At 66.4% G+C, this 25,704-nt stretch carries 28 protein-coding genes; 20 read left to right on the top strand and 8 right to left on the bottom strand.

The window, feature by feature from the left end:
- Positions 1-178 precede the first annotated feature (178 nt).
- The 13 genes from ACERNI_RS06125 (at position 179) to ACERNI_RS06065 (ending at position 12,732) form a co-directional block, all read left to right on the top strand.
- Positions 179-622 (top strand): PaaI family thioesterase, encoded by a 444-nt coding sequence (locus tag ACERNI_RS06125; RefSeq protein ID WP_448832395.1) that lies wholly within the window; start codon positions 179-181, stop codon positions 620-622.
- Positions 623-1,055: 433 nt separating this feature from the next.
- On the top strand, positions 1,056-1,520 hold the full coding sequence (gene rplM, locus ACERNI_RS06120) for a 50S ribosomal protein L13 (RefSeq protein WP_448832394.1): 465 nt from the start codon (positions 1,056-1,058) through the stop codon (positions 1,518-1,520).
- Positions 1,521-1,522: 2 nt separating this feature from the next.
- Positions 1,523-2,002: a 30S ribosomal protein S9 gene (rpsI, locus tag ACERNI_RS06115; protein ID WP_448832393.1), complete on the top strand. Its 480-nt coding sequence runs from the start codon at positions 1,523-1,525 to the stop codon at positions 2,000-2,002.
- 190 nt (positions 2,003-2,192) lie between these two features.
- Positions 2,193-3,167: an N-acetyl-gamma-glutamyl-phosphate reductase gene (gene argC, locus ACERNI_RS06110; protein WP_448832392.1), complete on the top strand. Its 975-nt coding sequence runs from the start codon at positions 2,193-2,195 to the stop codon at positions 3,165-3,167.
- Between the two features lie 65 nt (positions 3,168-3,232).
- Positions 3,233-3,676, top strand: coding sequence for a hypothetical protein (locus ACERNI_RS06105; RefSeq protein WP_448832391.1), 444 nt, complete (start codon positions 3,233-3,235; stop codon positions 3,674-3,676).
- 280 nt (positions 3,677-3,956) lie between these two features.
- Complete coding sequence (locus ACERNI_RS06100; protein ID WP_448832390.1) at positions 3,957-5,177, top strand: LL-diaminopimelate aminotransferase; 1,221 nt, start codon at positions 3,957-3,959, stop codon at positions 5,175-5,177.
- An 843-nt stretch (positions 5,178-6,020) separates the two neighbouring features.
- Complete coding sequence (locus tag ACERNI_RS06095; protein ID WP_448832389.1) at positions 6,021-6,335, top strand: hypothetical protein; 315 nt, start codon at positions 6,021-6,023, stop codon at positions 6,333-6,335.
- Between the two features lie 425 nt (positions 6,336-6,760).
- Entirely contained in the window at positions 6,761-8,086 is a 1,326-nt protein-coding gene (locus tag ACERNI_RS06090; RefSeq protein ID WP_448832388.1) for a homoserine dehydrogenase, read from the top strand.
- A 64-nt stretch (positions 8,087-8,150) separates the two neighbouring features.
- Positions 8,151-9,152: a class II fructose-bisphosphatase gene (gene glpX, locus ACERNI_RS06085; protein WP_448832387.1), complete on the top strand. Its 1,002-nt coding sequence runs from the start codon at positions 8,151-8,153 to the stop codon at positions 9,150-9,152.
- Positions 9,153-9,260: 108 nt separating this feature from the next.
- Entirely contained in the window at positions 9,261-9,710 is a 450-nt protein-coding gene (locus ACERNI_RS06080; RefSeq protein ID WP_448832386.1) for an N-acetyltransferase family protein, read from the top strand.
- 30 nt (positions 9,711-9,740) lie between these two features.
- Positions 9,741-11,570 carry a single-stranded-DNA-specific exonuclease RecJ gene (recJ, locus tag ACERNI_RS06075; RefSeq protein ID WP_448832385.1) on the top strand — a complete coding sequence of 610 codons (1,830 nt, stop codon included), beginning with the start codon at positions 9,741-9,743 and terminating at the stop codon, positions 11,568-11,570.
- Between the two features lie 187 nt (positions 11,571-11,757).
- Positions 11,758-12,315, top strand: a complete 558-nt coding sequence (locus tag ACERNI_RS06070) for an N-acetyltransferase family protein (protein WP_448832384.1) — start codon at positions 11,758-11,760, stop codon at positions 12,313-12,315.
- A 30-nt stretch (positions 12,316-12,345) separates the two neighbouring features.
- Positions 12,346-12,732, top strand: a complete 387-nt coding sequence (locus ACERNI_RS06065; RefSeq protein WP_448832383.1) for a glyoxalase superfamily protein — start codon at positions 12,346-12,348, stop codon at positions 12,730-12,732.
- Between the two features lie 14 nt (positions 12,733-12,746).
- Here the strand turns inward: ACERNI_RS06065 and ACERNI_RS06060 are convergent, their stop codons facing one another.
- The gene (locus tag ACERNI_RS06060; RefSeq protein WP_448832382.1) at positions 12,747-13,565 is read right to left on the bottom strand and encodes an enoyl-CoA hydratase; all 819 of its coding nucleotides are present in this window, start codon (positions 13,563-13,565) and stop codon (positions 12,747-12,749) included.
- Positions 13,566-13,693: 128 nt separating this feature from the next.
- Between ACERNI_RS06060 and cysE the strand changes: the two genes are divergently transcribed.
- Together cysE and ACERNI_RS06050 are read left to right on the top strand one after the other, a co-directional pair.
- Entirely contained in the window at positions 13,694-14,542 is an 849-nt protein-coding gene (gene cysE, locus ACERNI_RS06055; RefSeq protein ID WP_448832381.1) for a serine O-acetyltransferase, read from the top strand.
- Between the two features lie 394 nt (positions 14,543-14,936).
- Positions 14,937-15,152, top strand: a complete 216-nt coding sequence (locus ACERNI_RS06050) for a DUF3126 family protein (protein ID WP_448832380.1) — start codon at positions 14,937-14,939, stop codon at positions 15,150-15,152.
- Positions 15,153-15,412: 260 nt separating this feature from the next.
- Here the strand turns inward: ACERNI_RS06050 and ACERNI_RS06045 are convergent, their stop codons facing one another.
- On the bottom strand, positions 15,413-16,309 hold the full coding sequence (locus ACERNI_RS06045) for a LytTR family DNA-binding domain-containing protein (protein ID WP_448832379.1): 897 nt from the start codon (positions 16,307-16,309) through the stop codon (positions 15,413-15,415).
- Between the two features lie 101 nt (positions 16,310-16,410).
- Between ACERNI_RS06045 and ACERNI_RS06040 the strand changes: the two genes are divergently transcribed.
- Complete coding sequence (locus tag ACERNI_RS06040) at positions 16,411-16,956, top strand: DUF2306 domain-containing protein (protein WP_448832378.1); 546 nt, start codon at positions 16,411-16,413, stop codon at positions 16,954-16,956.
- Between the two features lie 495 nt (positions 16,957-17,451).
- On the opposite strand, the gene ACERNI_RS06035 is transcribed toward ACERNI_RS06040, so the two are convergent.
- Complete coding sequence (locus ACERNI_RS06035) at positions 17,452-17,610, bottom strand: hypothetical protein (RefSeq protein ID WP_448832377.1); 159 nt, start codon at positions 17,608-17,610, stop codon at positions 17,452-17,454.
- A gap of 149 nt (positions 17,611-17,759) precedes the next feature.
- Between ACERNI_RS06035 and ACERNI_RS06030 the strand changes: the two genes are divergently transcribed.
- Positions 17,760-18,287: a gamma carbonic anhydrase family protein gene (locus ACERNI_RS06030; RefSeq protein WP_448832376.1), complete on the top strand. Its 528-nt coding sequence runs from the start codon at positions 17,760-17,762 to the stop codon at positions 18,285-18,287.
- A 77-nt stretch (positions 18,288-18,364) separates the two neighbouring features.
- Here the strand turns inward: ACERNI_RS06030 and ACERNI_RS06025 are convergent, their stop codons facing one another.
- Positions 18,365-18,997 carry a transglutaminase-like cysteine peptidase gene (locus tag ACERNI_RS06025; protein ID WP_448832375.1) on the bottom strand — a complete coding sequence of 211 codons (633 nt, stop codon included), beginning with the start codon at positions 18,995-18,997 and terminating at the stop codon, positions 18,365-18,367.
- 408 nt (positions 18,998-19,405) lie between these two features.
- Between ACERNI_RS06025 and ACERNI_RS06020 the strand changes: the two genes are divergently transcribed.
- Positions 19,406-20,254: a rhomboid family intramembrane serine protease gene (locus tag ACERNI_RS06020; RefSeq protein ID WP_448832374.1), complete on the top strand. Its 849-nt coding sequence runs from the start codon at positions 19,406-19,408 to the stop codon at positions 20,252-20,254.
- A 126-nt stretch (positions 20,255-20,380) separates the two neighbouring features.
- Positions 20,381-20,812, top strand: a complete 432-nt coding sequence (locus tag ACERNI_RS06015) for a CBS domain-containing protein (RefSeq protein ID WP_448832373.1) — start codon at positions 20,381-20,383, stop codon at positions 20,810-20,812.
- Between the two features lie 180 nt (positions 20,813-20,992).
- On the opposite strand, the gene ACERNI_RS06010 is transcribed toward ACERNI_RS06015, so the two are convergent.
- From ACERNI_RS06010 to folE, 3 genes are all read right to left on the bottom strand, one after another.
- Complete coding sequence (locus tag ACERNI_RS06010) at positions 20,993-22,114, bottom strand: patatin-like phospholipase family protein (RefSeq protein WP_448832372.1); 1,122 nt, start codon at positions 22,112-22,114, stop codon at positions 20,993-20,995.
- A gap of 385 nt (positions 22,115-22,499) precedes the next feature.
- The gene (gene hisI, locus ACERNI_RS06005) at positions 22,500-22,925 is read right to left on the bottom strand and encodes a phosphoribosyl-AMP cyclohydrolase (RefSeq protein ID WP_448832371.1); all 426 of its coding nucleotides are present in this window, start codon (positions 22,923-22,925) and stop codon (positions 22,500-22,502) included.
- Positions 22,926-23,092: 167 nt separating this feature from the next.
- Entirely contained in the window at positions 23,093-23,743 is a 651-nt protein-coding gene (folE, locus tag ACERNI_RS06000; protein ID WP_448832370.1) for a GTP cyclohydrolase I FolE, read from the bottom strand.
- A 436-nt stretch (positions 23,744-24,179) separates the two neighbouring features.
- Between folE and ACERNI_RS05995 the strand changes: the two genes are divergently transcribed.
- The gene (locus ACERNI_RS05995; protein ID WP_448832369.1) at positions 24,180-24,611 is read left to right on the top strand and encodes an iron-sulfur cluster assembly scaffold protein; all 432 of its coding nucleotides are present in this window, start codon (positions 24,180-24,182) and stop codon (positions 24,609-24,611) included.
- 211 nt (positions 24,612-24,822) lie between these two features.
- Here the strand turns inward: ACERNI_RS05995 and ACERNI_RS05990 are convergent, their stop codons facing one another.
- Positions 24,823-25,686, bottom strand: a complete 864-nt coding sequence (locus ACERNI_RS05990) for a MipA/OmpV family protein (RefSeq protein ID WP_448832368.1) — start codon at positions 25,684-25,686, stop codon at positions 24,823-24,825.
- Positions 25,687-25,704: the final 18 nt, after the last annotated feature.

Raw genomic sequence — 25,704 nt, 5'->3', positions numbered from 1 at the left:
TCTGCGGCTCCACGAATGTATGACGGCGCGCCGGGCCGGCGCGCGGACGCGCGCATCCACAAAGCGGAAACGCCAGCGCCAGAAATGGGGGCGCTCCCGGTGATTTTGGCGCGATTTGCGGTGCGGGAGCGAATAAGCGAGAAGGTATGGCGCCTGACAGCATAAGGAACAAGGGTAAATGGGAGCACGGATTACGCCTGCGGCGGTCATGACCCGCGAGGAACTGGAAGCGACCCTGCGCCGGGAGTTTCCGGAAATGTGGGGGGAGATGAACGCCCGCAAAATCGAGGATGTCGGTTACCTTACGGCCACGGTGCGCAGCATCTACAACCCAGCCCAGTTGCGCCCGGGCGGCACCATATCGGGGCCGACGATGATGGGTCTGGCGGATCTGGCGCTGTATGCGGCGATCATGGGCTCGGTTGGTCCGGTGACGCTGGCTGTGACCACGAATCTGTCGTTCAACTTCCTGCGCAAGCCGGCGCAGAAGGATCTCATCGCCGATTGCCGGCTGCTGAAGCTGGGCAAGCGGCTGGCGGTTGGCGACGTGTTCATCCGCTCCGACGGCGAGGACGACGTGGTCTGCCACGCCACCGGCACCTATTCGATTCCGCCGCGCTGAGGCGCGGGGCAGAAGATGGCGCGGGCGCCGGCGGGGCGCGATCGCGCGCTGAGCTGAAAACACGCGATATATCAAAGCAATGGCGCGGGGTTCCCGTTCAGGATGAACGAATTCCGCCCCATCGGCCGGATTCTGGGGCTGGCCGGCGGTCTTGCCCCGCTCCGGCATTGGCGGGACGCCAGGGGGTAACGCGGCGGGCCGGTTCGGGAAATAAATTGCGGTATTATAATACCTTATTCTGTAACGTATTGAATTATCACGCTATTTACTGGTTTCCGGAATTTGACGTCGCTTGACGCCTTGCGGCGCACAGGCTAAACGCCAGCCAACCCGCGCGGATGGCCAGGGTCGACGGTGTTCCGTCAGCCCCACGCCAGTTCCGCGCGTCAATCGTCAGGGGCCGCGAGGTCCCGCGAAAGTTGAGACAAGATCCATGAAAACCTACTCGGCAAAGCCGGCCGACGTTGAAAAGAAGTGGGTGCTCATCGACGCCGAAGGTCTGGTCGTCGGTCGCCTCGCTTCGGTCATCGCCATGCGCCTGCGCGGCAAGCACAAGCCCACCTACACCCCTCACGTTGACTGCGGCGACAATGTCATCGTCATCAACGCCGACAAGGTGGTGCTGACCGGCCGCAAGTACGAAAACAAGGTGTACTACCACCACACCGGCCATCCGGGCGGCATCAAGGAACGCACCGCGAAGTTCATTCTCGAAGGTCGCTTCCCTGAGCGCGTCGTCGAGAAGGCCGTTGAGCGCATGCTGCCGCGCGGTCCGCTGTTCCGCCAGATCCTCGGCAATCTCCGCGTTTACGGCGGCGCCGAGCACCCGCACGCCGCCCAGCAGCCTGAAGCTCTGGACGTCGCTGCCCTCAATTCCAAGAACTCGAGGAGCGCCTGAGCATGGCTGACACCCTCCAGAGCCTCGCAGATCTTGGCCAGGCCAACGCCGCTGTCGCCAACGACGCTCCCGTGCATGTCCGCAAGGTCGACGCCCTGAACCGCGCTTACGCCACCGGCAAGCGCAAGGACGCCGTCGCCCGCGTGTACATCAAGCCGGGTTCCGGCAAGATCGTCATCAACGAGCGCCCGGTTGAAGTTTACTTCGCCCGTCCGGTGCTGCGCATGATCCTGAACCAGCCGCTCGAGCTGACCAACCGCGTTGACCAGTTCGACGTCACGGTCACCGTCGCTGGCGGTGGTCTCTCCGGTCAGGCTGGCGCCGTGCGTCACGGCCTGTCGAAGGCCCTGACCTATTTCGAACCGGAGCTGCGCGCCATCCTGAAGAAGGAAGGCTTCCTGACCCGCGACAGCCGCGTCGTCGAGCGCAAGAAGTACGGCCGCGCCAAGGCGCGTCGCAGCTTCCAGTTCTCGAAGCGCTGATCGGGCGGCCGCAGCCCGACAGGGCCCGGTTACACGATTTCAGGAAGGGCGGCTCACGGGCCGCCCTTTTTGCATGTGCTGGCCAGGATCGGCGTGCATCATCCGGTTGCATTCTGGCCGTATTGGTTTTTACACGTGGTTGGAGTACCGCGTGGCGGCGGCAGCGTTGCCGCATGACAGGAGTCACCCCATGAGCGCCAAGGCCAGCAGCACCCCCGCCACCGCAGGCGCCGGCGCGCGCCGCGCCGTGGTGTTCATCGACGGCGAGGCGGGCACCACCGGGCTCGGCATTCGCGAGCGGCTGGCCGGCCTGCCGCAAATTGAATTGCGCAGCATTCCGCACGAGCAGCGCAAGGACGTGGAGGCCAAGCGGCTGCTGCTGTCCGAAGTCGATGTGGTGATCCTCTGCCTGCCAGACGACGCGGCGAAGGAGACCGTGGCGCTGGTTGAAAGCCTGGGCGACAAAGGGCCGAAGGTGCTGGACGCTTCGACGGCGCATCGCGTCGCGCCTGGCTGGGTCTACGGTTTCGCCGAACTGGCTCCGGGACAGGCCGACGCCATCGCCAACGCCCGCTATGTCGCCAACCCTGGCTGCTATCCGACCGGCGGCGTCGCCCTGCTGCGGCCGCTGGTGGAAGCCGGCCATATCGGCCCCGACACGGTGGTTTCGGTCAATGCGGTCAGCGGCTATTCCGGCGGCGGCAAAGCGATGATCGAAGCCTATGAGAACGGGACGGCGCCGAATTTCGAGCTGTACGGCCTGTCGCTGGCGCACAAGCACCTGCCGGAGTTGCAGCAATATGGCAGGCTGGGCCGGCGGCCGGTGTTCGCGCCATCGGTCGGCAACTTCCGTCAGGGCATGCTGGTGTCGATTCCGCTGCACCTGGACGATCTGCCTGGCAAGCCAACGGCCGCCGACCTGCACAGGGCGCTGGCCGCCTGGTATCCGGCTGGCGGCGAAGTCGAGGTGATGGCGCTGGATGATCCGGCGATCAAGGCTGGCCGCATCGAGCCTGAGGCGCTCAACGACACCAACAGGCTGCAACTGTTCGTGTTCGCCAATGAGGCGGCGCGGCAGGCGGTGCTGGTGGCGCGCCTCGACAATCTGGGCAAGGGGGCCTCGGGCGCCGCTGTGCAGAACCTTCTGTTGATGACTGGCTGTTAAGGACAGTTTGGGCGCCCGGGCGCCCGGATGTTCCCGCCGCAGCAATCAGGGCGTATCGTGCAACCATGCGCATCGTGAATCACCGTCAGATCCGTGGCGAGATCCTTGACCAGATCGTTGACCAGATCCTGGGTCAGATCCGCCGCCAGGGGCGTCCTGCGGGCCGCGCCGCCTTTGCCTGCGCAGCGCTTGTCGCGGGGGCCGTGGCGCTGGGCGGTTGTTCGGCCGGGAAGTCGGCGGCCAAGATGGTGGGTTTCGCCACCGATACGCCGCCGCCGGCCGACTTCGTTGGCGCGGCGCGGCGACCTGACGCCGGCTATATGAAGATCCCGCGCGATCTGCCGGCGCGACCGAGCCAGCCGCGCAAGCCCGACGATGTGAAGGCGCTGGAGAAGAGCCTGGAGGCGACCCGCTCCAGCAACGCCGCGGCGGGCGCTGAAGCGCAGGCCGCCGGCAAGACGCCCGCGCCGACCCCGGCGAAGGCGCCGCCGCCTGAAACGGCTGAGTGAGTCGCTGCGTTTGACATTTTCTGGCTGGCCTGAATGACCATGCTTTCCATCCCTGGCGGCCAGCGCGTCCGCGCGTCGCGCCCGGAGTTTTCGCCAGGACAGCCGGTTTCGTATACAATCCGGAAAATGCCCTTGTGGCAGAAATAATTGCCCGTGTCGCAAAACCGCTGGCAACCGGCTGGCGATTTGCTACACACGACAGCTTCCGCGCCTGTAACCATCACACCTGAACCTGTCGTCCGGGCGCGTGAAAAGGACCGATATCAGGGACCTGGGACCAATGACCGATTTTCATCGCATCAAGCGTTTGCCGCCTTACGTTTTCGAACAGGTCAACCGGTCCAAGGCAGCAGCACGCGCGCGGGGCGCGGACATCATCGACCTCGGCATGGGCAATCCTGACCTGCCGACGCCGAAGCATGTGATCGACAAGCTGGTCGAGACCATCGGCAAGCCCCGCACCGACCGCTATTCCGCCTCCAAGGGCATTCCCGGCCTGCGCCGGGCCCAGGCGGCCTATTACAAGCGCCGCTTCGGCGTCACCCTCAATCCGGAAACCCAGGTGGTCGCCACTCTGGGCTCGAAGGAGGGCTTCGCCAACATGGCCCAGGCCATCACCGCCCCTGGCGACGTGGTGCTGGTGCCAAACCCGAGCTACCCAATCCACGCCTTTGGTTTTCTGATGGCTGGCGGCGTCATCCGCTCGGTTCCGGCCGAGCCGACGCCGGCGTTCTTCCCGGCGCTGGAGCGCGCGGTGCAGCACTCCATCCCGAAGCCGATCGCCATCGTGGTGTGCTATCCATCGAACCCGACCGCTTATGTGGCGTCGCTGGATTTCTACAAGGATCTGATCGCCTTCGCCAAGAAGCACGAACTGATCGTGCTGTCGGACCTGGCCTATTCGGAAGTCTATTTCGACGACAACAACCCGCCCCCCTCGGTGCTTGAGGTGGATGGGGCCATGGACGTGACGGTGGAGTTCACCTCCATGTCCAAGACCTTCTCCATGGCCGGCTGGCGCATGGGCTTCGCCGTGGGCAATGAGCGGCTGATCACCGCGCTGACCCGCGTGAAGTCCTATCTGGACTATGGCGCCTATACGCCGATCCAGGTGGCGGCGACCACGGCGCTGAATGGCCCCGACGACTGCATCCGCGAGATGCGCGACATCTATCGCAAGCGCCGCGACGCGCTGGTGGAATCGTTTGGCCGCGCCGGCTGGCAGATTCCGGTTCCCACCGCCTCGATGTTCGCGTGGGTGCCGATCCCGGAGAAGTTCCAGCACCTGGGCTCGCTGGAATTTTCCAAACTGCTGGTCGAGCACGCCTCCGTCGCCGTGGCGCCGGGCATTGGCTTCGGTGAATATGGCGACGACCATGTGCGCATCGCCATTGTCGAGAACGAGCAGCGCATCCGCCAGGCGGCGCGCAATGTCCGCAAGTTCTTCGACGCCGCCGAAACCAGCCTGCACAATGTGGTGCCGCTGAACAAGGTCGGCTGACGCTGCATTCCTGAGCTTGCTTCAGACCTGGGAGACCGGGTGAGGGAAGACGGGACGCCGCCGGCAAGCCGGGCGGCGTCCGGCCAGGATGACATCTGTCCATATCGTCGCGGCCCGACCGGATGTTCCGGCCGGGCCGCGATGGCTTTTGGGTCAGGGGGCATCCTGCTTTGGGATGATGGCGCCGCCGGATGGCGGTCGCACTCTGGCCGGGCCCGCGCCAGGCCTGCCGATGGCGCCAAACGGTTGCCGCAGGGCGGGTTGTTTGGGGCGGTTTTGTTGTATCTATATGATTATAAATAAATTTATTTGCCGCCCGGCGAGCCGGTTTGACGGCGCAGTCTTCCCGGGCCCGGCGGTGGCGCGGCTGGCGGGCGCCCCCGGCGATGAAAGCGTTACGCTGATGCAGCCAGGATGTTCACGAATTATTACAGAATATTTATTTTGTGACGACAAAATTAACACGTCATTAGTCAAAGGTTATATTGCATTCGCATATCTTCTTGTTGCCTGATCGCTGTCACGGAAACGCCCTGATCCAGATTAGAACTGGAAGGGCTCCGGAGCGCCATCCGTTGCAGGCCCTGAATTTGAGGGGCGGCGGCGGGCGCTACGGTCTTCGCCCGGGTGGCGAGGGTCCGGGGCAGATGGAGGACGGGGGCAGCGCGGTTGGCGGTGATAACCGCCGCGAAGCCAGCAACGGATTCCATTTTGATTAACTCCCGCGCGGCAACACTGCTGGCGGAGTTGGCGGGGGGTGTGAAGCCGCACTTCTTTCGCTATGGCATTCGTGGTTTTTGTGCCCCGGCGGATGACGCCAGGGACGTTTAGAGGACAGGTACAATGCAGGCTCAGGTTCGTACGATCGTCGCCCTTACCGGCGAGCGGCTCGTGGTGATGCCGGAGGCGCAGTACGCGGCGCTGGTCAATGCGTCGGGTCAGCAGCAGGCTGGCTCAACCCCGGCGGCCTCATCCGCCCAGATGATGGCGGCCATGCCGACGGCAAGCGCGCCCCGTGCGGCGGCGAAGCGCGCTGCGCCGAAGGCGGCTCGCCCTGTCGCGCCAGCCGCGACGCCGGCGATGATCCCGGCCGCTCCTGAGGCTGCCGCGACGCCCGCGAAGAAATGCTCGCTGGAAGACGTGCTGCTGTTCGGCTGATCGGGCGGCGGGACGGCGCCGCCATTCCCGGCTCCGTCCTCCGGATGTTTGCTCTGGATGCCGCCCCCTGGGCGTCGCTCCCGGATATCTGATCGCGGCGCGTTTTCATGAGGTGTGCGTCCGCAGCCCATGATGCCGGCGCGATCGCGGGCCTGGCCGGACAATAGCCGGCCTGACTTGTCTGGACGTTGCTCTGGCAGCGTCCAGCCGTCGCCTGGCGAAGGGTTTCGGTCTTGTGACCTGTTGCGCCAGCGCGCGCCAGCTCAGGGACGCGGCGACCGCCGCGCCGCACGGCGTCTTGTCTTTGTCGCTCCGGACCGGGTCTTCCCGGGTCCGGTTTCTTTTTGCCCATCTTCCGCGCAACGGCCATGGCGGGACGTTCTGTCGATTGACAGGATGCGCGGGGCCATGCGATCCGCAGCACCATGAAGACTCCTCTCAGGATTGGCGTCGCGGGCCTTGGCACCGTCGGCGCGTCGTTGCTGCAACTGCTGGCGCAGCGTCGCGCGGCGCTGACGCTCGTCGCGGGGCGCCCCATCGACGTGGTGGCGGTCTCGGCGCGTGATCGCGCGCGCGATCGCGGCTTCGACCTGTCGGTTTATGAGTGGTTCGACGATCCGGTTCGCCTGGCGCGGGAGGCGGAGGTCGATTGCGTCGTTGAACTCATCGGCGGCTCCGATGGGCCGGCGAAAGCGACCGTGGAGGCCGCGCTGGCGCGCGGCGTGCACGTGGTCACCGCCAACAAGGCGCTGCTGGCCGCCCATGGCATGGATCTGGCCGTGGAAGCGGAGCGCGCCGGCGCGGCGCTGGCTTTCGAAGCGGCGGTCGCGGGCGGCATCCCGGTAATCAAGACCGTGCGGGAGTCGCTGGTCGGCAATGAGATCACCCAGATCGCCGGCATCCTCAACGGCACCTGCAACTACATCCTGAGCCGGATGGAGCAGGACAACCTGTCGTTCGAGAAGTGCCTCGCCGAGGCGCAAAAGCTCGGTTACGCCGAAGCCGATCCCACCTTCGACGTCGACGGGCATGACACCGCCCACAAGCTGGCGATTCTCGCCAGCCTTGCTTTCGGCGGCCGCATCGACGCCGAGGCGGTGCGGGTGGAGGGCATCCGTTCGATCAAGCAGATCGACATTCGCATGGCCAACCGCCTTGGCTATCGCATCAAGCTGCTGGGCGTGGCCGTGCGCACCGCCGATGGCGTCGAGCAGCGCGTCTGCCCGACCATGGTCGAGAAGACCCAGCCGCTGGCGCGGGTGATGGGCGTCACCAACGCCGTCAACATTGATGCCAGCGCTGTGGGCGAGCTCACCCTCGTTGGCCCGGGCGCCGGCGGCAACGCCACCGCGTCCTCGGTGATCGCCGATATCGTTGACATTGCCCAGGCTGGCAGCCGTGGCCCGGTGTTCGCGGCGCCGGCGGGAGACCTGCAGCACATGGAGCGGGCGCCGGTGAAGGATCATCCGGGCGGCTACTATGTGCGCGTCAACCTGCTGGACAAGCCGGGCGCCGCTGCTTCGGTGGTGACGCGCATGGCCGAAGCCGGCATCTCGCTGGAATCCATCGTGCAGCGCCGCTCGCCGAAGGCGGCGGAGCGCGATCCCACCGGACGTTCGGGCGCCAAGGTTCCCGTCATCCTCATCACTTATGATACGACGGAGGACGCCGTGCGCGGCGCGCTCCAGAAGGCGGTCGCCGACGGCTTCGTTGGCTCCTCGCCCCAGGTCATCCGCATCGAGCGCAACTGACGGCGGTTCAGCGCGCCTTCCCGCAAGGCGCCGGCCGACGAGACGAGACAGGGAAGATCACGACATGAGCAGCGACATCACCGTTCCGTCCGGCAAACTGATCGAACGCATCCTCACCATGGAGCTGGTGCGCGTGACCGAGCGCGCCGCTGTCGCCGCCGCCCGCCTGCGCGGCCATGGTAATGAAAAGGCCGCCGACCAGGCCGCTGTCGACGCCATGCGCCGCGAGCTGAACCGCCTGCCGATCGACGGCACGGTGGTGATCGGCGAGGGCGAGCGCGACGAGGCGCCGATGCTGTTCATCGGCGAGCATGTGGGCAACACCAACGGCCCGAAGGTCGACATCGCCGTCGACCCGCTGGAAGGCACCACCTTGTGCGCCAAGGACATGCCCGGCTCGATCGCCGTGATGGCCATGGCCGAAGGCGGCACGCTGCTGGCGGCCCCCGACGTTTACATGCAGAAGATTGCCATCGGCCCGGGCTACCCGCAGGGCGTCGTGCATATCGACGCGAAGCCCGAGGACAACATCCGTAACCTCGCCAAGGCCAAGGGCGTCGCGCCGTCGGAAATCACCGCGCTCGTGCTGGACCGCCCGCGCCACGCCGACCTGATCGCGGCGATCCGCAGCACTGGCGCCGCCGTGCGTCTGATCTCGGACGGCGACGTGGCCGGCATCATCTACACGGCCAACCCGGAAGAGACCGGCATCGACATCTACATGGGCATCGGCGCCGCGCCTGAGGGCGTGCTCGCCGCCGGCGCCCTGCGCTGCATCGGCGGCCAGATGCAGGGCCGGCTGATCCTCGATACCGAGGAGAAGCGCGAGCGCGCCCGCGGCATGGGCGTGACCGATCCGGACCGCATCTATGACATGAAGGACCTGGCCAGCGGCGACGTGATCGTGGCCGCCACCGGCGTCACCGACGGCGCGCTGCTGAAGGGCGTGCGCTTCGGCAAGGATGTGATCGAGACCGAGACCATCGTCTATCGCTCGATCACCGGCACCGTGCGCCGCATCACCGCCGAGCATCGCGATCTCAGCAAGTTCCACATGGAAGCCTGAGATCAGGCGTCGCAGGAACGGGAAAGGGGCGCCGCGGCGCCCCTTTTGATTCAGGCAATTGATTTGAGCCAGGCTGGCGGCATGCTGTCGGCCAGAGGGGAGGCGCGCATGCAGATTCGCACAAGACCCGTGGCCGCTCACGACGAAGCCCGCTGGCGCGCCCTGTGGGCCGGCTATCTGGCGTTCTACCAGACCACGCTGCCGCCGGAGGTGACGGACCTGACGTGGCGGCGGTTGCTGGACCCGGCCGAGCCGGTGCACTGCCTGGTGGCCGAAGCCGATGGCGCGGTGCTGGGCATCGTCAACTACGTGTTTCACCGGGCGACGTGGACCGCCTCCAGCTATTGCTATCTGGAGGACCTGTTCACCGCGCCGGAGGCCCGGGGGCGCGGCGTCGGCCGGATGCTGATCGAAGCCGTCTATGCGGCGGCGCAGGCGGCGGGCGCGACGCGGGTTTACTGGCTGACGCACGAGAGCAACGCCACGGCGCGCCTGCTCTATGACGCGGTGGCCGAGAACGCCGGTTTCATCCAGTACCGGAAAACGATTGCGCCCTGATCGCAACCAGGGCGTGCATGGGAAGTGTGCATGATGGGCAGCGGCGATTCCGCCAGCGCCAGGCGTGAAGATGTGAATGCGGTTGTGCTGGGCGTGCGGCGTTCGGCGCTGGGGCGCATATGGCGCAGTCGCTGCGTTGGGCAGGGCGAGGCCCTGGCCCTGGCGCTGGCCCAGACCCATGGGCTGCCGGACGCCCTGTCGCGGGTGCTCGCCGGGCGCGATGTCCAACTGGCCGACGCCGCCGGCTTTCTGGAGCCGAAGCTGCGCGACCTGATGCCAGACCCATCTGTATTGCGGGACATGGACGCGGCGGCGGCCCGCATCGCCACGGCCATCCAGCGGCGCGAACGCGTCGCCATTTTCGGCGATTACGACGTGGACGGGGCCTGCTCGTCGGCCCTGCTGGGCGATTTCCTGGCGTTCTGCGGCGTTCCTTGCGCCGTGCATATTCCCGACCGCATCACCGAGGGCTACGGCCCCAACAGCCAGGCCATCGAATTTCTGCGCAGCGAAGGCGCCAGCCTGCTGGTGACGGTGGATTGCGGCACGGCCAGCCATGAGGCGTTTGAAACAGCGCGCCGCGTGGGCTTCGACGTGGTGGTGCTCGACCATCACCAGGCGCCGGAAACACTGCCGCATACGCTGGCGCTGGTGAACCCCAACCGCCAGGACGACCTTTCCGGCCTTGGCTATCTGTGCGCCGCCGGGGTGGTGCTGCTGACCCTGGTGGCGGTGAACCGCATCTTGCGCGAAGCCGGCTACTGGCAGGGACGCCAGCCGCCGGACCTGCTCGCCGGGCTCGATCTGGTGGCGCTGGCCACGGTGGCGGACGTGGCGCCGCTGCTGGGGCTCAATCGCGCTTTCGTGCGCCAGGGCTTGCAGGTGATGCGCCAGCGTCGCCGGCCCGGGCTGACGGCGCTGCTCGACGTGGCCAATCTGAAGGGGCCGCCCGCCGCCTGGCACATGGGCTTTCTGGTGGGGCCGCGCATCAACGCCGGCGGCCGCATCGGCGACGCCGCCCTTGGCGCGCGGCTGATGATGACCGGCGACGCCGCCGAGGCCGCCCGCATCGCCATGGAGCTGGATGAGTTGAACCGCCAGCGCCAGGCCATCGAGCAACTGGCGGTGGAGGAGGCGGGGGCCGAAGCCGACCGGCAGTTGATGGCCAATCCCGCTCAGGGCGCGCTGGCGCTGGCCTCGGCGGAGTGGCATCCGGGCGTTGTCGGCCTCATTGCCTCACGGCTGAAGGAACGGTTCGCGAGGCCCGCGTTCGCCTTCGCCGTGCGGGAGGATGGGGTGGCGACCGGGTCCGGCCGCTCGGTGCCGGGGATTGACCTTGGACGGCTGGTGCGGCGGGCGGTGGACGATGGCGTGGCGGTGAAGGGCGGCGGCCATGCCATGGCCGCCGGGGTCACCCTGGCGCCGGGCAAGCTTCCGGAGTTCTCCGCATTTGTGGAAATGGCCCTGGCCGACCAGGACGTGGGCGCCCATGCCGCCGAACTGCTGCTGGACGGCTCGCTGGCCGCCGGGGGGGCGCAACCGGAGCTGGTCGCCATGCTGGAGCGGGCGGGCCCCTATGGTTCGGGCAATCCCGAGCCCACCTTTGCCCTGCCGCGCCACCGGCTGGTGGAGGTGAAGCCGGTGGGCGCGGCGCATCTGCGCTATCGGCTGAAGGCTGGCGACGGCGCGCAGATCGGCGGCGTGGCCTTCCGCGCCGTGGGCCAGCCGCTGGGCGACGCCCTGCTTGCCCATGAGGGCCAGCAGGTGCACGCCGCTGGCTCTCTCACCATCAACAGCTGGGGCGGGCGCGACCGGGCGGAACTGCGGCTGGTTGATCTGGCGGCGGTGCGCGAAGGTTGAAGCGGCCGGGGCAGGGTATCCCCGTCTGGGCGGAAACCATATCCGCCATACGTGGTCGCGGCGCGGGCGCCGATGATTGCGGGATTGTTTTATCGGCAAATGATCATTCCGGGTTTCCGCGCCTCGCATGGCCGCTCCCGGCAATATCCGGATCAGGAAACTGGCGCTGTCGCGGAGGTTGTCACGCATGCGGGATGAGAAGAACTGGCGTGTCCGCGCCGCTGTGCCGGACGATGTTGAGACCGTGGCGAGGGTTCATGTCGCCGCATACCGCGAGACATATCGGGGCATGATGCCGGCTGAAGAGCTGGAGCGGATCACCGTTGCGCTGTCCGCTTCCGGCTGGGGGCAAGTGATCGCAGAATCACGGGAGACGAAGGGGGTGTCCCTGCAGGTGGCGGTTCATGAGGGCCGTATTGTCGGTCTTGGGACCTGCTGCCCGCAACGTAGCCTCAAGCTTCGGCGCATGGGTTATGACGGGGAGATCAGCTCGCTGTATGTTCTGCCTGCTTTCCAGGGGCTGGGCGCAGGGCATGCGCTTGCCCAGACGCTCGCGACGCAACTGCGGGGCGCGGGCTTCAGGGCCATGGCGCTTTGGACGCTGGCCGGGAATCTGCGGGCGCGCGCGTTCTACGAACGATTTGGCGGCGTCGCGCGCCTGGAGCGCGAGGAGCCATGCGCTGGCGGCGCGCTGGTCGAGGTGGCGTATGGCTGGGATGATGTCAGCGCTTTGCGTTCGGCATGACGGGGGCGGGCTGACGCAGGGGATCGGATCATGGCGCAGACGCTGAAATCGATAACGCCGATACTTCACGTCAGGGACGTACCGGCGAGCGCGCGCTATTTTGAAGAGCGCCTCGGTTTCAGGACGGATTTTCTCCACGGCGCGCCGCCGTTTTACGGCTCCGTGTCGCGCGATGGCGTCTGCCTTCACCTGCGTTTTGTCCATGCGCCCAATTTCGCTGAACTTGCCGCCCGTGAGCCGTCGCTGATCCTTGCGATCATGGAAGTGGCGGATGTCGAGGCGCTGTATGCGGAGCTGCTGGAACGTGGCGCGTATATCGCCCAGCCGCCGACACGCCATCCGTGGGGCGGGACGGATGTGCATGTCGTCGATCTGGATGGCAATGCGCTGTCGTTCGTCGCCTATGAGGCGGCGTAGGGGGGGCCGGCGCCTCAGCGCCCCCTGAAAACCGGCTGGCGCTTTTCCAGGAAGGCGTCGCGGCCTTCGGCATAGTCCTCGCTGTCGAAGCAGGCCCCGGCGAGCGCCAGCAGTTCAGCCTCGGAAACCGAGCCAGGCAGGCTGCTGGCGGCGGCGATTGACGCCTTGGCCGAACGCATGGCCAGCGGCGCGTTGCCGGCGATGCTCCGCGCCATTGCCATGGTTTCCGCCTCCAGATCAGCGTCGGACCACAGGCGGTGCAGGGCGCCGATGGCTTTGGCTTCAGCGGCGTCGAGGCGACGGGCGGTGAAGAACAGGTCGCGGGCGACGGCGTCGCCGAACGCCGCCACCACAACGCGCATGGCCTGGGGCGGGTAGCCGACGCCGAGGCGCGCCGCCGGCACGCCGAACACCGTGCCTTCCGCCGCCACGCGCAGGTCGCAGGCGGCGGCGATGCCGACGCCGCCGCCCATGCAGAAACCGCGCATCATGGCGATCACCGGGACCGGGCAGGCGGCGATGGCGGCGAAAGCCTCCTCGTTTGAGTCCTCATAGGCCTTGCCGCCCGCGGCGCTGGCGCGCAGCGTGCGAAATTCGCTGATGTCAGCGCCGGAAGCGAACGGACTGTCGCCAACGCCGCGCAGCACGATGACCCGCACCGCATCATCGGCGGCCATGGCGGCGATCAGCTGGGGCAGGGCGCGCCACATGGCCAGATCAAGCGCATTGCGCTTTTCCGGATTGTTGATGCTGATGACGCCGACGCCGTCAGCAGCTTCTGCGATCAGGCGGGGCGTGGGGGAGGAGAATGATTTGGAGGAGAATGATTTCATTGTCTGTTCCGGGACCGGTGCGGATTTTTGCCGTTCTGCTATCATTCCGTGCTAAAGCTGCCCACCCTTGAGCGCCGTCCGTTACGGAATTTGGCTTCAGGGATGTTCGCCAGACGGGAGTCAGTCAGATGGCGCTTGCGACGATGCGCGATGATAGCAGGGTCCAGGACAAGATCACGCCGCTTGATCCGGTATGGACCCATATCCGCAACGAGGCCGAGGCGGCCGTTGCGCGCGAGCCGGACATGGAGCCGCTGATCTGCGCCACTGTTCTGGATCACGCCTCCCTGGAAATGGCGATCGTGCACCGGGTCGCCTCGCGTCTTGGCCATCGCCTGCTTGGCGAGGAGGCCATCGTGCGCGCTTACGCCATGGCGCTGGACGCCGATCCGACCATTTCCCAGTCCATTCGCGCCGATCTGGCGGCGGTGATCGACCGCGATCCGGCCGCCGTGCGCTTCATTGAGCCGGTGCTGTATTTCAAGGGTTTTCACGCCATCCAGACCCACCGTCTGGCCCACTGGCTGTGGGACAAGGGGCGCAAGGATTTCGCCCTGATGCTGCAAAGCCGCTCGTCCGAAGTGTTCCAGACCGACATCAACCCCGGCGCCGTGATCGGCAAGGGCGTGTTTCTCGATCACGCCACCGGCCTGGTGGTGGGGCAGACGGCGGTTATCGAGGATAACGTCTCGATCCTGCAGGATGTGACGCTGGGCGGCACCGGCAAGGAGCGGGGCGACCGCCACCCGAAAATCCGCGCTGGCGTGCTGCTGGGCGCTGGCGCCAAGGTGCTTGGCAATATCGAGGTGGGCCAGTGCGCCCGCATCGCCGCCGGTTCGGTAGTGCTGCATGCGGTGCCGCGCAACATGACCGTGGCCGGCGTGCCGGCCAAGGTGGTGGGGCCGGCCGGTTGCGCCGAGCCAGCGCGCAGCATGGACCAGATTCTGGCCGACTGGGCGACGGACTACACCATCTGACAGGGCAGGCCTGACAGAGGCAGGTCTGACAGGGGCAGCTCTGGCGGAGGCCGTTCTGGCAGGGGCAGGGTGCGTGGCAAGGGATGGTTATGGCGCATGGCGGGTAGCAACATCCTGGCCAGGCCATGGCCCCTGCTGGCGCAAGCGGAGTCATCCCCATTTGTCGACAGGAGGCCGTCTGGGGGCGCTGGCGCCATTCTTCAGTTACATCAGGGCGTTCCGGTTGATCGCCGGCCCCGCGTCCCTGAAAATGCGCCCATGACGACAGATGGGGTGTCGCGGTGGGGCGGGGCGGTGTATGTCAGACGCCCTGGAGCGCCTCCCTGGATGCGCCTCCCGTCGGTCCGGACATTCGCGGTTCCGGACTACCGCGAACACGCCATGGAGAATCCCGTTGGACAAAACCGAAATCGCCAAAGTTGAGGGCTATCTGCGCAGAACGTTCGGCAACGCCGCCATTCGCGTAACCGCCCGTCCGCGCAAGAAGGATTCAGCTGAGGTTTTCGTTGGCGAGGAATTCGTCGGCGTGCTGTTCCTCGATGATGAGGATGGCGACCGGAGCTACAGCTTCCAGATGGCGATCCTCGATACCGATCTCGAGGACGAGTAAGCGGCGGCTGGCCAAGAGAAACGATTGGCCAAGAGAAACGATTGGCCAAGAGAAACGACTGGCCAAGAGCGGCGGCTGGCCAAGGTCCGCCGCTGGTTGAGAGCAGCCGCTGGCGCGGCTGCCTCCCTGGGAGGCGTCAGGCCCCTGGGCCTCGGGGCTGGAGCCTGAAGTGACGACTGAGGCGCCCCGGGGCGCACAGGAATATGCCCGGAAATTGATCCCCGATGCGGGGAAGCATGGTGCTGGCGGGCCGCGCCGGTTCAGATCAGCCCGGCTGTGCGCGCCACCTCGATATAGCTGCGGCTGACCGGCAGGATGGAGCCGTCCTGCATGCGAACGGCCGGCTTGCCGTTGAGGCGCGCGGGTCCCTCAGTCATCGCCCGGGCGATCCAGTGCGACCGGTGTATCTGCAGGCCATCGACGCCGGCGGTTTCAGCGATGGCGTCGGAAAACCGCATCAGCACCAGCGCGCCGCCCCGGTCGGTGCGCACATCCACATAGTGATCTTGCATCGACATGTGACTGAGCCGGCCGCGCCGCCCGGGCGGCAGCCGGTCGAGAATCCTTGGGCGGTCGTGTGCCTGGGGGCTCCGGCCGTCTTCGCCGGACGGCGCAGCGGCGCCGTGGTCTTGCCTGGATGTGCCTTCCCTGGATGCGTCTTCCCTGGATGCGGCCTGTGCCGGTGAAAGTTCCCCAGACGCCATTACATCGGCTTGCGCCATTGCTCCGGCCTGATTTCCGGACAGGGCGACGGCAACCGAGACGATGGCGGACACGGCCATGGTCAGGCCGGTGAGTTCTGGCAGGGCGGGCGCCGCCGCGCGGCCAAACAGGGCGGCATTGAGCGCCCAGACGATCAGGGCGACCGGCAGGCCGGCAATCGCGCCATAGGCCGCCCAGAATAGCGGATGCCGCGCCCGCTCGCGCCCATGCAGATTGGCCAGCACGCTGACCGTTCCATAACCAGTGAGGTAGGTCGCGACGCCGACGAGCGCCCAGTACGCGAGCCGCAGCGGCAACGAAAGGGCGTGGTAGGTGCCGAACGGCCCGGTCAGGCCCAGCAGGAGCGCCGCCGCCACCGTGGGCAGCCAGAATGATCGCGAAACCAGCAGGCGCCGCATTTCACGCTTCGTGGATTGCAGGGCGCTGTCGTTCACGAAGTTATCCGCCAGTTCACGCAAGGGACGTTGGCGGCCATTCTAATCTTCATCACACCGGTTTCCAGAGCGGCGCCCACAGGCCGCTCCAGGAGACCATCATGCACCTGTCGCCGCTGCTCAATGCCTCCCTCGCCATCCAGATTCATGTGGCCGCCGCGACCGCCGCCCTGCTGCTCGGCGCCGTCGTCCTGTTCCGCCGCAAGGGCGACGCACGGCACCGCAGCGCGGGTCGCGTCTGGGCCGGGCTCATGATTGTCGCCGCCGGCTCCTCGTTCTTTATCCACGAGTTGCGGATGTGGGGCCAATGGAGCCCGATTCACCTGTTGTCGCTACTCGCGCTGGCGTCGCTTGCCTGGGGCGTGCACATGGCGCGCAAACGCCGCCCCAACAGCCACCGCCGGATCATGGTGGGGCTGTATGTCGGGGCGCTGGTCATCACGGGGTTCTTCACCCTGCTTCCAGGCCGGATCATGCATGCGGTGTTGTTCAGTGGCGCGCTGAAGCCTGTCGAGACAGCTCTGGCAGGCATTGTCGTAGCAGGCCTCGTCGTCACTGGCCTCACCGTTGCTGTTCTGGCGGCGGGCCTTGTCATGGCGCGTCCGGCGGGGCGCGGAGCCCCGCGAAACGCAATGCGGGAAGATTGACGTTGACAGAGGCAGGCATGCCCGCCCGGGGCTGGCTGCGGCCTGGCCAGGCGCCGCCCTGAAATTGGCGGGGCTCTTCAGCGTCCGTGGGGCTGCCGCCTGGCCAGGTTCGCAAGCAGGCGCTCCTGACCTGCGGCCCGAATGCCAGGCTGCCGCCCCCGGGTCGCATCGGGTCCAATGGGTTATCCGCCCGTTCCCGGAGACATATTCCGCCCGTGTTGAGAAGAGCATCCGCCGGATGCCCGACTCCTGGACGAGGCATGCGGCAATCTGCGCTGGTCGCGCATCACGACGCTACGGATGGCGGCGTCGGGCAAGCATTCCATGGCGCATGGCAGATGCAAGACGGCCTTCCACTCCGATGCTCCTTTGCCGCGCCGTTCTTCGCCAGGGCAATTCCGCAAAACGGGCTTCGCTTTTTGGGAGCATCGCAATCGCCCAGGGCCCCCGCACATACTGTGTCAAACGGCGGCAGGCGCGATTCGAGAATGGGATTCAGCGGATGAGCGTGCTGACGATGACAGAAATGATTGAGGCCACGAAGAACAGGATCAAAAACGCGCCGCTGGTAATCTCCCCCTGTTGCTGGGGGTTGATGAGGTAGTCCGGCGCTTTCCCAGATGAGCGGTTACTGCGTATTTGCTTCTCATGCATAAGGTGCACTCCGATAGCCAAATTAAACAGTCGCACCCGAAATGTATTCTTAAAGTATTGATTCGGAAAGACGCATTTTCACTGTGATCCCGAATGTTCTTGACGGCGCCAGGGGCTTGGCTCAACGTCCCGTGACTTTGGAGGAAGCCATGTCTGTATATGCGCTCGGGGATGTTCGTCCCCAATTGCCCCAGCCGGGCGCGTTCTGGGTTGCGCCATCGGCGCATGTGATTGGCAATGTCCGTCTTGGCGAGGACGTGGGCATCTGGTTTGGAACGGTGATCCGCGGCGACAATGAGCTGATCGACATCGGTCCGCGCAGCAATATCCAGGAACTGTGCATGATGCATACGGATCCGGGCGCGCCGATTACCATCGCCGAGGAATGCACCATTGGGCACAGCGCCATTCTGCATGGTTGCACGATTGGCGCCGGCTCGCTGATCGGCATGGGCGCGACGGTGCTCAACCGCGCCAGGATCGGCTCGGGCTGCCTGGTCGGCGCCAATTCCCTGGTTCCGGAAGGCAAGGAGTTTCCCGACAACTGCCTTATTCTCGGCTCGCCGGCTAAAGTGGTGCGGCAGCTGAGGGATGAGGAGGTGGCCCGCCTGCGCTTCAGCGCCCGCCACTACGTCGAGAACTGGAAACGCTTCGCGCAGACCCTGCAGGAGCTGTGAGCGCCGGGGCCAGAAAAAGTGAAAAGCCAGCCGAACGGGCTGGCTTTTCTTCTTGCGGAGTGAGCTTTTGAAACCGGTTATCGCGATGCGGTGGCCACCGGCGCCTGCGGGGCGCCCAGCGACACCCAGATGTTCTGGCTGACGGCGGACTGGCGCTTGATGTAGGCGTAGCCGGTGCGCGTCCACGACAGGATGTCCTGGCGGCGGTTGTCGAGCACCAGGTCGCCGCGGTCGGTGGTGACCATCAGCACGGCGTGCCCTTCGCCCAGATTGTCGCGCACCACCGTCACCAGCAGCGCCTGCCGGGGGTAGCCCATGTCGATCAGCATGCGGCGCTTGGCCAGCACGTAGTCCTCGCAATCGCCCTTGCCGTCGCTTGGGTAGTCCCAGCGTTCCTCTGTGGCCCAGTGTTCCATGTCAGTGACCGGGGCCACCGAGCGGTTGAAATGGGCGTTGACGGTCGCGAGGTCGCGCCAGCTCTTGCGGGACAGTTTCACATGGGCTGGCGAGCGGATGTCATTGTCACATTCGCCAGCGTAGCGCTGGCAGAAGTCGACCCATCCCATGGGAGAAAGCGTGGTTTGCAACACCGGGGCCTGGGCCAGGCTCATGTCGGCGGGCAGGCCGGCCGTCTTCAGATCCTGGCCAAAGGCCTGGCTGCTGAAGGCGGCGAGTGCTGCGGCGATGATGAGACCAGACCGGAAAGACACGACATAACCCCGGGGGCTGTTAACGTTTCAGTAACGATTTCACGCGGCCTCCTCTGGCGCAAGGCGCCCGGCCGGCAAACCTAAACAAATGGTAAACGCAACCGTCGTCCTGCGGTTCCGGCGGCTGTCGCGGCAAATGGCCAGGCAAGGAGTGAGGAAGGAGTGAGCAAGGGGTGAGCAAGGGTGGAAGCCAGGCGGGCAAGTGCGGAAACCAGGAGGTCTGGCAGGCGGCCAGACGCTGCCATGGGGCGCCGGGCGGCGCATGGAGCGCTCCGGCGGGCGCGGCCTGGCCTGGCGGCTTCAGGGGCTCGAGCGCGCGCCGGAGAATGCCGTCAGGCGGCTTCAATGCGCGCGGGAAAGCGTTTTGGCTGCTTGCGTGAATCATGGGCGGCGCCTCATGGTCGCGCCATGAGCAATCCTTTCGAACGGCGTCAGCCCAATCTCCAGCGATCCGGTCGCGAACCGATTTTCAACGTGCCGGCGGTCGTGGCCGCGCTGATTGGCGTGTTCCTGCTCGTGCATGGTTTTCGCGAGCTGGTGACAGATGATTTCATCTGGCTGTACCAGCTCGCCTTCGTCCCGGCGCGCGTGACCTGGTGGCTGCAGCCGGCGGATTTCTTGCAGCGCCTGGTGGCGAGCGTGCAGGGCGCGCCGGCTGACACCGTCAACGGCCAACTGGCCCTGGGGCGGCTGATCGTCGCCAGCGGTTCGCTCGCGCCGTGGAGTCTGGTGACCCATGCGTTCCTGCATGGCTCATGGACGCACGTCATTCTCAACTCGGTGTGGCTGCTGGCTTTTGGCGCGCCGCTGGCCAGCCGGTTCGGGGCGGTGCGGTTCATCATTTTCTTCTGCGTCTGCGCTATCGGCGGCGCTATCGCGCATTATCTCTCCGGCCCGATGGAAGTGATCCCGATGATTGGCGCTTCCGGCGCGATCTCGGGCTGCATGGGGGCGGCGGTGCGGTTCGCCTTTAACGTGCGCGGCGGCCTGTTCGGCGGTCCCGCCAGCGTTCACCTGGCGCGCGCCGACAGGCTGGCGGACACCTTCCGTAACCGGCGGGCGATGATGTTCGCCGGGGCGTGGTTTGCCACCAACATCCTGTTTGGCGTGCTGGCGCGGCCGCTGGGCGTGAGCGAATCCATCGTGGCCTGGCAGGCCCATATTGGCGGCTTCCTCACGGGCCTGCTGCTGTTCGGCTTCTTCGATCCTCACCCGGCCGGATCAAGCGCTTCTGAATGGATGCGCGATACAGACTGATTGCAATGCGGGCGGGTTGCGGACACTATTTGCTGCCGGGGCTCCGGCAGCGGGATTCTGCCTGAAACGGGTGGAGCGTGGCCGCATGGAGCGCGGAAACGGGGAGCGGGCGGAGGGAGAGCGACCATGACAGTTGCGCGCATTCTGGCCGACAAGGGCCGGAACGTCACATCGATCGAACCGGAAGCATCCTTGCGCGACGCCGCGGATCTGTTGGCGGCGCAGGGCATTGGCGCCGTGCTGGTGCTGGATGCGGCGCGCACCCTTGTCGGCATCCTGTCCGAGCGTGATGTGGTGCGGGCAATCTCCCGGCGCGGACCGGAAGTGCTGCGCGACGACGTGCGGTTTCACATGACCCGCGACGTTACCAGTTGCACGACGACCGCCGCGGTCAATGAACTGATGGCGCTGATGACGGCCAGCAAGTTTCGCCATGTGCCCGTGGTGGAGAACGGCAAGGTTCTTGGCGTCATTTCAATCGGCGACGTGGTCAAGTTCCGGCTGGCCGAAATCGAAAACGAGCATCAGGCCTTGCGCGAATATATCGCCACCGCGTGAAGACGAGGCGCGCCTGGCGCGTCCCCGGCCCGGGCGTTGATGGGCCATGGGCGTTTTGTGGACGGTAGGGGAGACGATCAGCGCGAGCCATCAAAAGCCTGCCCGATCGCGTTGCCGGGCCGGCTGGCCTTTGCCTTTTGCCTGGCGGGGCCGTTGCTTTCCGCCTGGCGGGGGGCTTGCTCAGCCCGAGATATCCGCCAGCTCCAGCATCTCTTCCAGCTCTGGCAGGCAGCGCTCCGCCGCTTCCGCCCCCAGTTGCATGGCTTCCGTCGCCCGGTGGAAGTCGAACAGGCCGATCTGGCCGAGACGCGGGCTGATCATCAGATTGGGCGGATCGCCGGCCAGCCGCGAGCGTGAGATGCGGTCCTGGGTGATGTTGAAGGCGTCCATCATCACCGTGCCGATGCCAGGGGCGCCGTCCGGACGGCGGGCGAAACGGCCGATGCGCCGGGCGGCGCCGAAAGCGCCGAGGATGCCGCCTGGTTTTTCAGTGGCCTCTTGCGGCGTCGCGCCGGCCACGTCTTCCTCCAGCGGTCCGTGGGAGGGGATGGTGCTGGCCCGGTTGGAGCGCAGGTCGCCATTCAGGTTGATGGCCAGGACAAATTCGGCGCCGAGGGCTCTGGCCACCGTGACGGGGATGGGGTTGACCAGCGCGCCGTCCATCAGCCAGCGCCCGCCGATGCAGACAGGGTCAAAAATGCCAGGCAGGGCGTAGGAGGCGCGCATTGCGTCCACCACCGGGCCGCGCGTCAGCCAGACCTCGTGGCCGCTGCCCAGCTCCGTCGCCACGGTGGCGAAACGGTTTGGCAGGTCCTCCATGCGCAGGCGGCCAATATCCTGCTCCAGCAACTGACGCAGCCGGTTGCCGCTGATCAGGCCGGAGCCGCCCATGGAAAAATCCATGAGGCCCATGACGCGACGGCGGGTGAGCGAGGTCGCGAACTCCTCCAGAATATCGAGGGAGCCGATGGCGAAGCAGCCGCCAACCACCGCGCCAATGGAGGTGCCGACCACGACGTCGGGCGCAAATCCAGCCTTGTCCAGCACGCGCAGGGCGCCGATATGGGCCCAGCCGCGCGCCGCGCCGCCGCCAAGCGCCAGGCCAAGCCTGGCCGGCCGTCGCGGCTGGGGCGGGTTGCGGGGGCGCTGCCGGGGGGGCGGCGTTTGCGAGGTTTCCGGCGGTTCAGCGGATTGCGATGCCTGGGCATGGTTGCCGGTTTCCACAGGAGCCTCATCGGCCGGCGACGCGGCGGCCGTTTCCTCCTGGGCGCCGCCAGAGGCGCCGCTCCGGCGAAAATGCATGAATGTTCTTCCATCAAACATGCTGATACCTGTTCGTGACCACGCGCGGCCCGTCGGAAACACATACGGATGGAAGGGCGCGCGGATCCTGCGCGAACCCTCTTCCGGCTGGCCGGAGCTTCAGATTTCCCGTGCACAGGCGACGACGCCCGCTGATCGTGGGTCATTTGCCGCCGGTATGGAAATCAATATGACTGACAAAATGTTACATGCGTGTGGAATGCGGCTATTTCCAGTGCATGGAGGCCAGGCGCGAGCCCCTGACGGGTCCGGGCAACGAGGTTCTGGCAACGAGGTTCGGGCAACGATGCCCTGGCGCGGGCCGCCAGGGGGATCCGGCGGCGGGCCGCCTCAGGGGTAGGCTGTCGTCATAAGCCGGACGGCGTTATTCCACGAACCGCAGGGTCTGGTCGGCGCGGGCGCCGTCGCCAGTCGCGACAGTCCGGTAGAAGCAACTGGCCCTGCCAGTGTGACAGCAACCGCCGTCGCCGCCGACCCGCACCCGGATCCATACGGCGTCCTGATCGCAGTCGACGCGCATTTCGACGATGCGCAGCACCTGGCCGGAGGTGTCGCCCTTGCGCCACAGGGTCTGGCGCGACCGCGACCAGAACCAGCCTTCGCCAGTTTCGATGGTTTTTTGCAGGGCTTCCGCGTTCATGTGCGCCACCATCAGCACGTCGCCGGTATCCGCATGGGTGGCGACACAGGTGACCAGTCCGCTGGCGTCGAAGGCGGGCGTCAGTTGCGCGCCTTCCTCAACGTCATGGGTGGCGCCGCGCGGCGGGAAGGCGTCGTGGTGGTTGCACAAGGCTCGGCTCCCGATGAGGGCGGCTCTAAAAGCGCATGAAAGCACATGGCGACGCGCCGGCGGCGGGCGCCATCAGTAATGCGGCCGGGCGCCGTTTCGTCAGGGCGGGCGGCGTGCGGGCGAAGGGGGCATGCCGGCGGCAGGGAGGCGCCGCCGGTTTTCGGGAATCAGGCGCCGGCCCGGACCAGGGTCATGAAGCGGGCCTGCTCGGCCGGGTCTTCCCGGAACACGCCGCTAAACCGCGAGGTGATCGTCATGGAGCCCTGTTTCTGGATGCCGCGCATCGACATGCACATGTGGGCCGCCTCAACCATCACCGCCGCGCCGCGCGGACGCAGGCGCGCGTCGATGGTGTCGAGGATCTGCGCCGTCATGGTTTCCTGGGTTTGCAGGCGGTTGGCGAAGATATCGACCACCCGCGCCAGCTTGGACAGGCCGACAACGCCGCCATTGGGATAATAGGCGATGTGGACCCGGCCAGTGAACGGCACCATGTGATGCTCGCAATGCGAGAAAAACTGGATGTCGCGAAGCAGGACCATGTCGTCATAGCCGCCGACTTCCGCGAAAACCCGGTCCAGCTGGGCGGCCGGATCCTGCCGGTAGCCGCCATAGAGCTCTTCATAGGCTTTCACGACCCGGCGGGGCGTGTCCACCAATCCCTCGCGATCGGGATTGTCGCCAGCCCAGGCGATGAGCGTGCGCACGGCCGCCTCGGCTTCTTCCCGCGTCGGGCGCTCCGGGTCTGGCCCGATAACCTGCTTGTCGGCGTTGGCCGGGGCCAACCGCGCGGACAAGGACTTAACCACACCATCCATGTGGGGCCTCCCGCTGTCGATCATTACATTCCACTCTTCAAGACGCCGCTGGCGCGTGAACGCAAACGGCGCGCCAGTCATCATGTGACCGGCAGCAAGCGACGCCGTCTCAACACAAGGCCAGTCGTCATCGCGGTGATCCGGAAGGTCGGCTCCGGCAAGCCAGCAGAGCCATGCCTGGATCAGCCGACCTCTTCTATATAGGAGAGGCGGCGGATGATCCTAGCCCTGAATTCCCGCTCTCCGGCGATTGTTGCATGCAACACTATCTGGCGCCAGCGTCTGACCGGGCCGGCGCAGCGCGGGATGGCCGCCCAGGCCTGGCGGCGGGGGCTTTGCCCATGCCTGCATTGCGCCTATCTAACGGTCTGGGCCCCCCGCGCCCATGAGGACGAACAGGAAATGTTTCCGCAGGTTGTCTTGTTAAGGATGCGTCATGCTCGATGATGTGTACAACCGGCGCATCCTGACGCTGGCCGCCAACATCCCGCGCATCGGCCGGCTGGACGCGCCGGACGGCACGGCCGAGGCGCACGCGCGCCTGTGCGGCTCCCGGGTTACCGTCGATGTTCGTGTGACCGATGGCCGCATCGTCGACTTCGCCCATGACGTCAGGGCCTGTGCGCTGGGGCAGGCGTCCTCGGCGATCATGGCCAGCCACGTCATCGGCGCCGATCTCGCCGAACTCGAAGCAGTGCGTGAGCAGGTGTGGCGCATGCTGGACGCGGAGGGCGCGCCGCCGGACGGCAAATGGGCCGAGTGCGCCCTGCTTGAGCCGATCCGCGCTTACCGGAACCGCCACGCTTCGACCCTGCTGACGTTTGACGCGACGCTCGCTGCTCTGAAGCAGGCGCTGGGGAGGGGCTGATCTTCCCTGAAGATGGGCGCCTGAGTTCCGCCGCCGTTCGCTTGCGGACAAGCCTGGCCCCGCGCGCGCCCGGCTGGAGCGGGGCTGCCTTTCAGGTTTGACGCGCGTTCCTGAACGGCGCGTCCTGTGACTGGGCGTCCCGCAACTGGGCGACAAGAAAAAAGGCAGCCCGTGGGCTGCCTTTGTCATGTTGACCAGCGTGGGCGCCGGCTCACCAGAGCGCGCGCATGTTGAACGAATAGGCGGCGCTGAGGCCAGCCGTATACTGGTTGCGCGAGCCCACGCGCTGGACGATCGGGCTGTCGCCGGCGTCGCCCATCAGACGGTCGTAGCCGCCGAACACGGTGGTGGTCAGTTCGTCGGACCAGGTGTAGGAGGCCGAGGCGACGAAGCCCAGGGAGTTGATGCCGCCCCTGGCCTTGTAAGGCGTGACGAAGCCGGCGGTCATCAGGGCGTCCTCGAAGCGGACGCCGAACACGTTGTCGTTGTAGCGGTCGCTGCCCCACTTCAGGCGCGGACCAACCGCCAGGGTCAGGCGGTCGAAGCTTTTGACGAAGTCGAGGCCGACCGATCCGACGAAGCCGTGCACGTTGCCCACGGCGTAGCGCGCCTCAATGCGGGCGCGCAGGAATTCCGTCGGCCAAAGGTCGAGGAAGACGCCAGGCTGCACCGACCAGCCAGCATCATGAATGCCCCGCAGGTTGCGCTCGGAGCCGGAATAGCGGCCGGCGCCGTAACCGGCGACGACGCCGGCGCGCAGCCAGGAGGTATCGTAGAGTGCCAGGCTGGCGCTGTCGTCAGGCGAGGTGAACTTCGGGCGCTCTCCAACGTGACGGTAGCTGATCGACGGGTAGCCGAAGAACGTCATCCGGTCGGAGCCGGGCCAGGCTGGCGAAACGCCAATGGTGCCCTTGACCGTCACGATCCACTGGTCGGCCGACACCGGCGTGTTGTTGAACATGATGTCCGAGCGTCCGCCATAATTGGCGGACTGGGCCTGAACGCCTCCGGCGAATACGGCCGGGATCACAACAGCGGCGAGGGCGGCGGAGAATTTGGACAGGCGGCTGGGCACGGCTCGGGATGCTTTCGT

The sequence above is a fragment of the Camelimonas sp. ID_303_24 genome (genome assembly GCF_053543495.1).
Note: the sequence above shows the minus strand (reverse complement) of the source record. Positions and strands in the feature narration are given on the sequence as shown.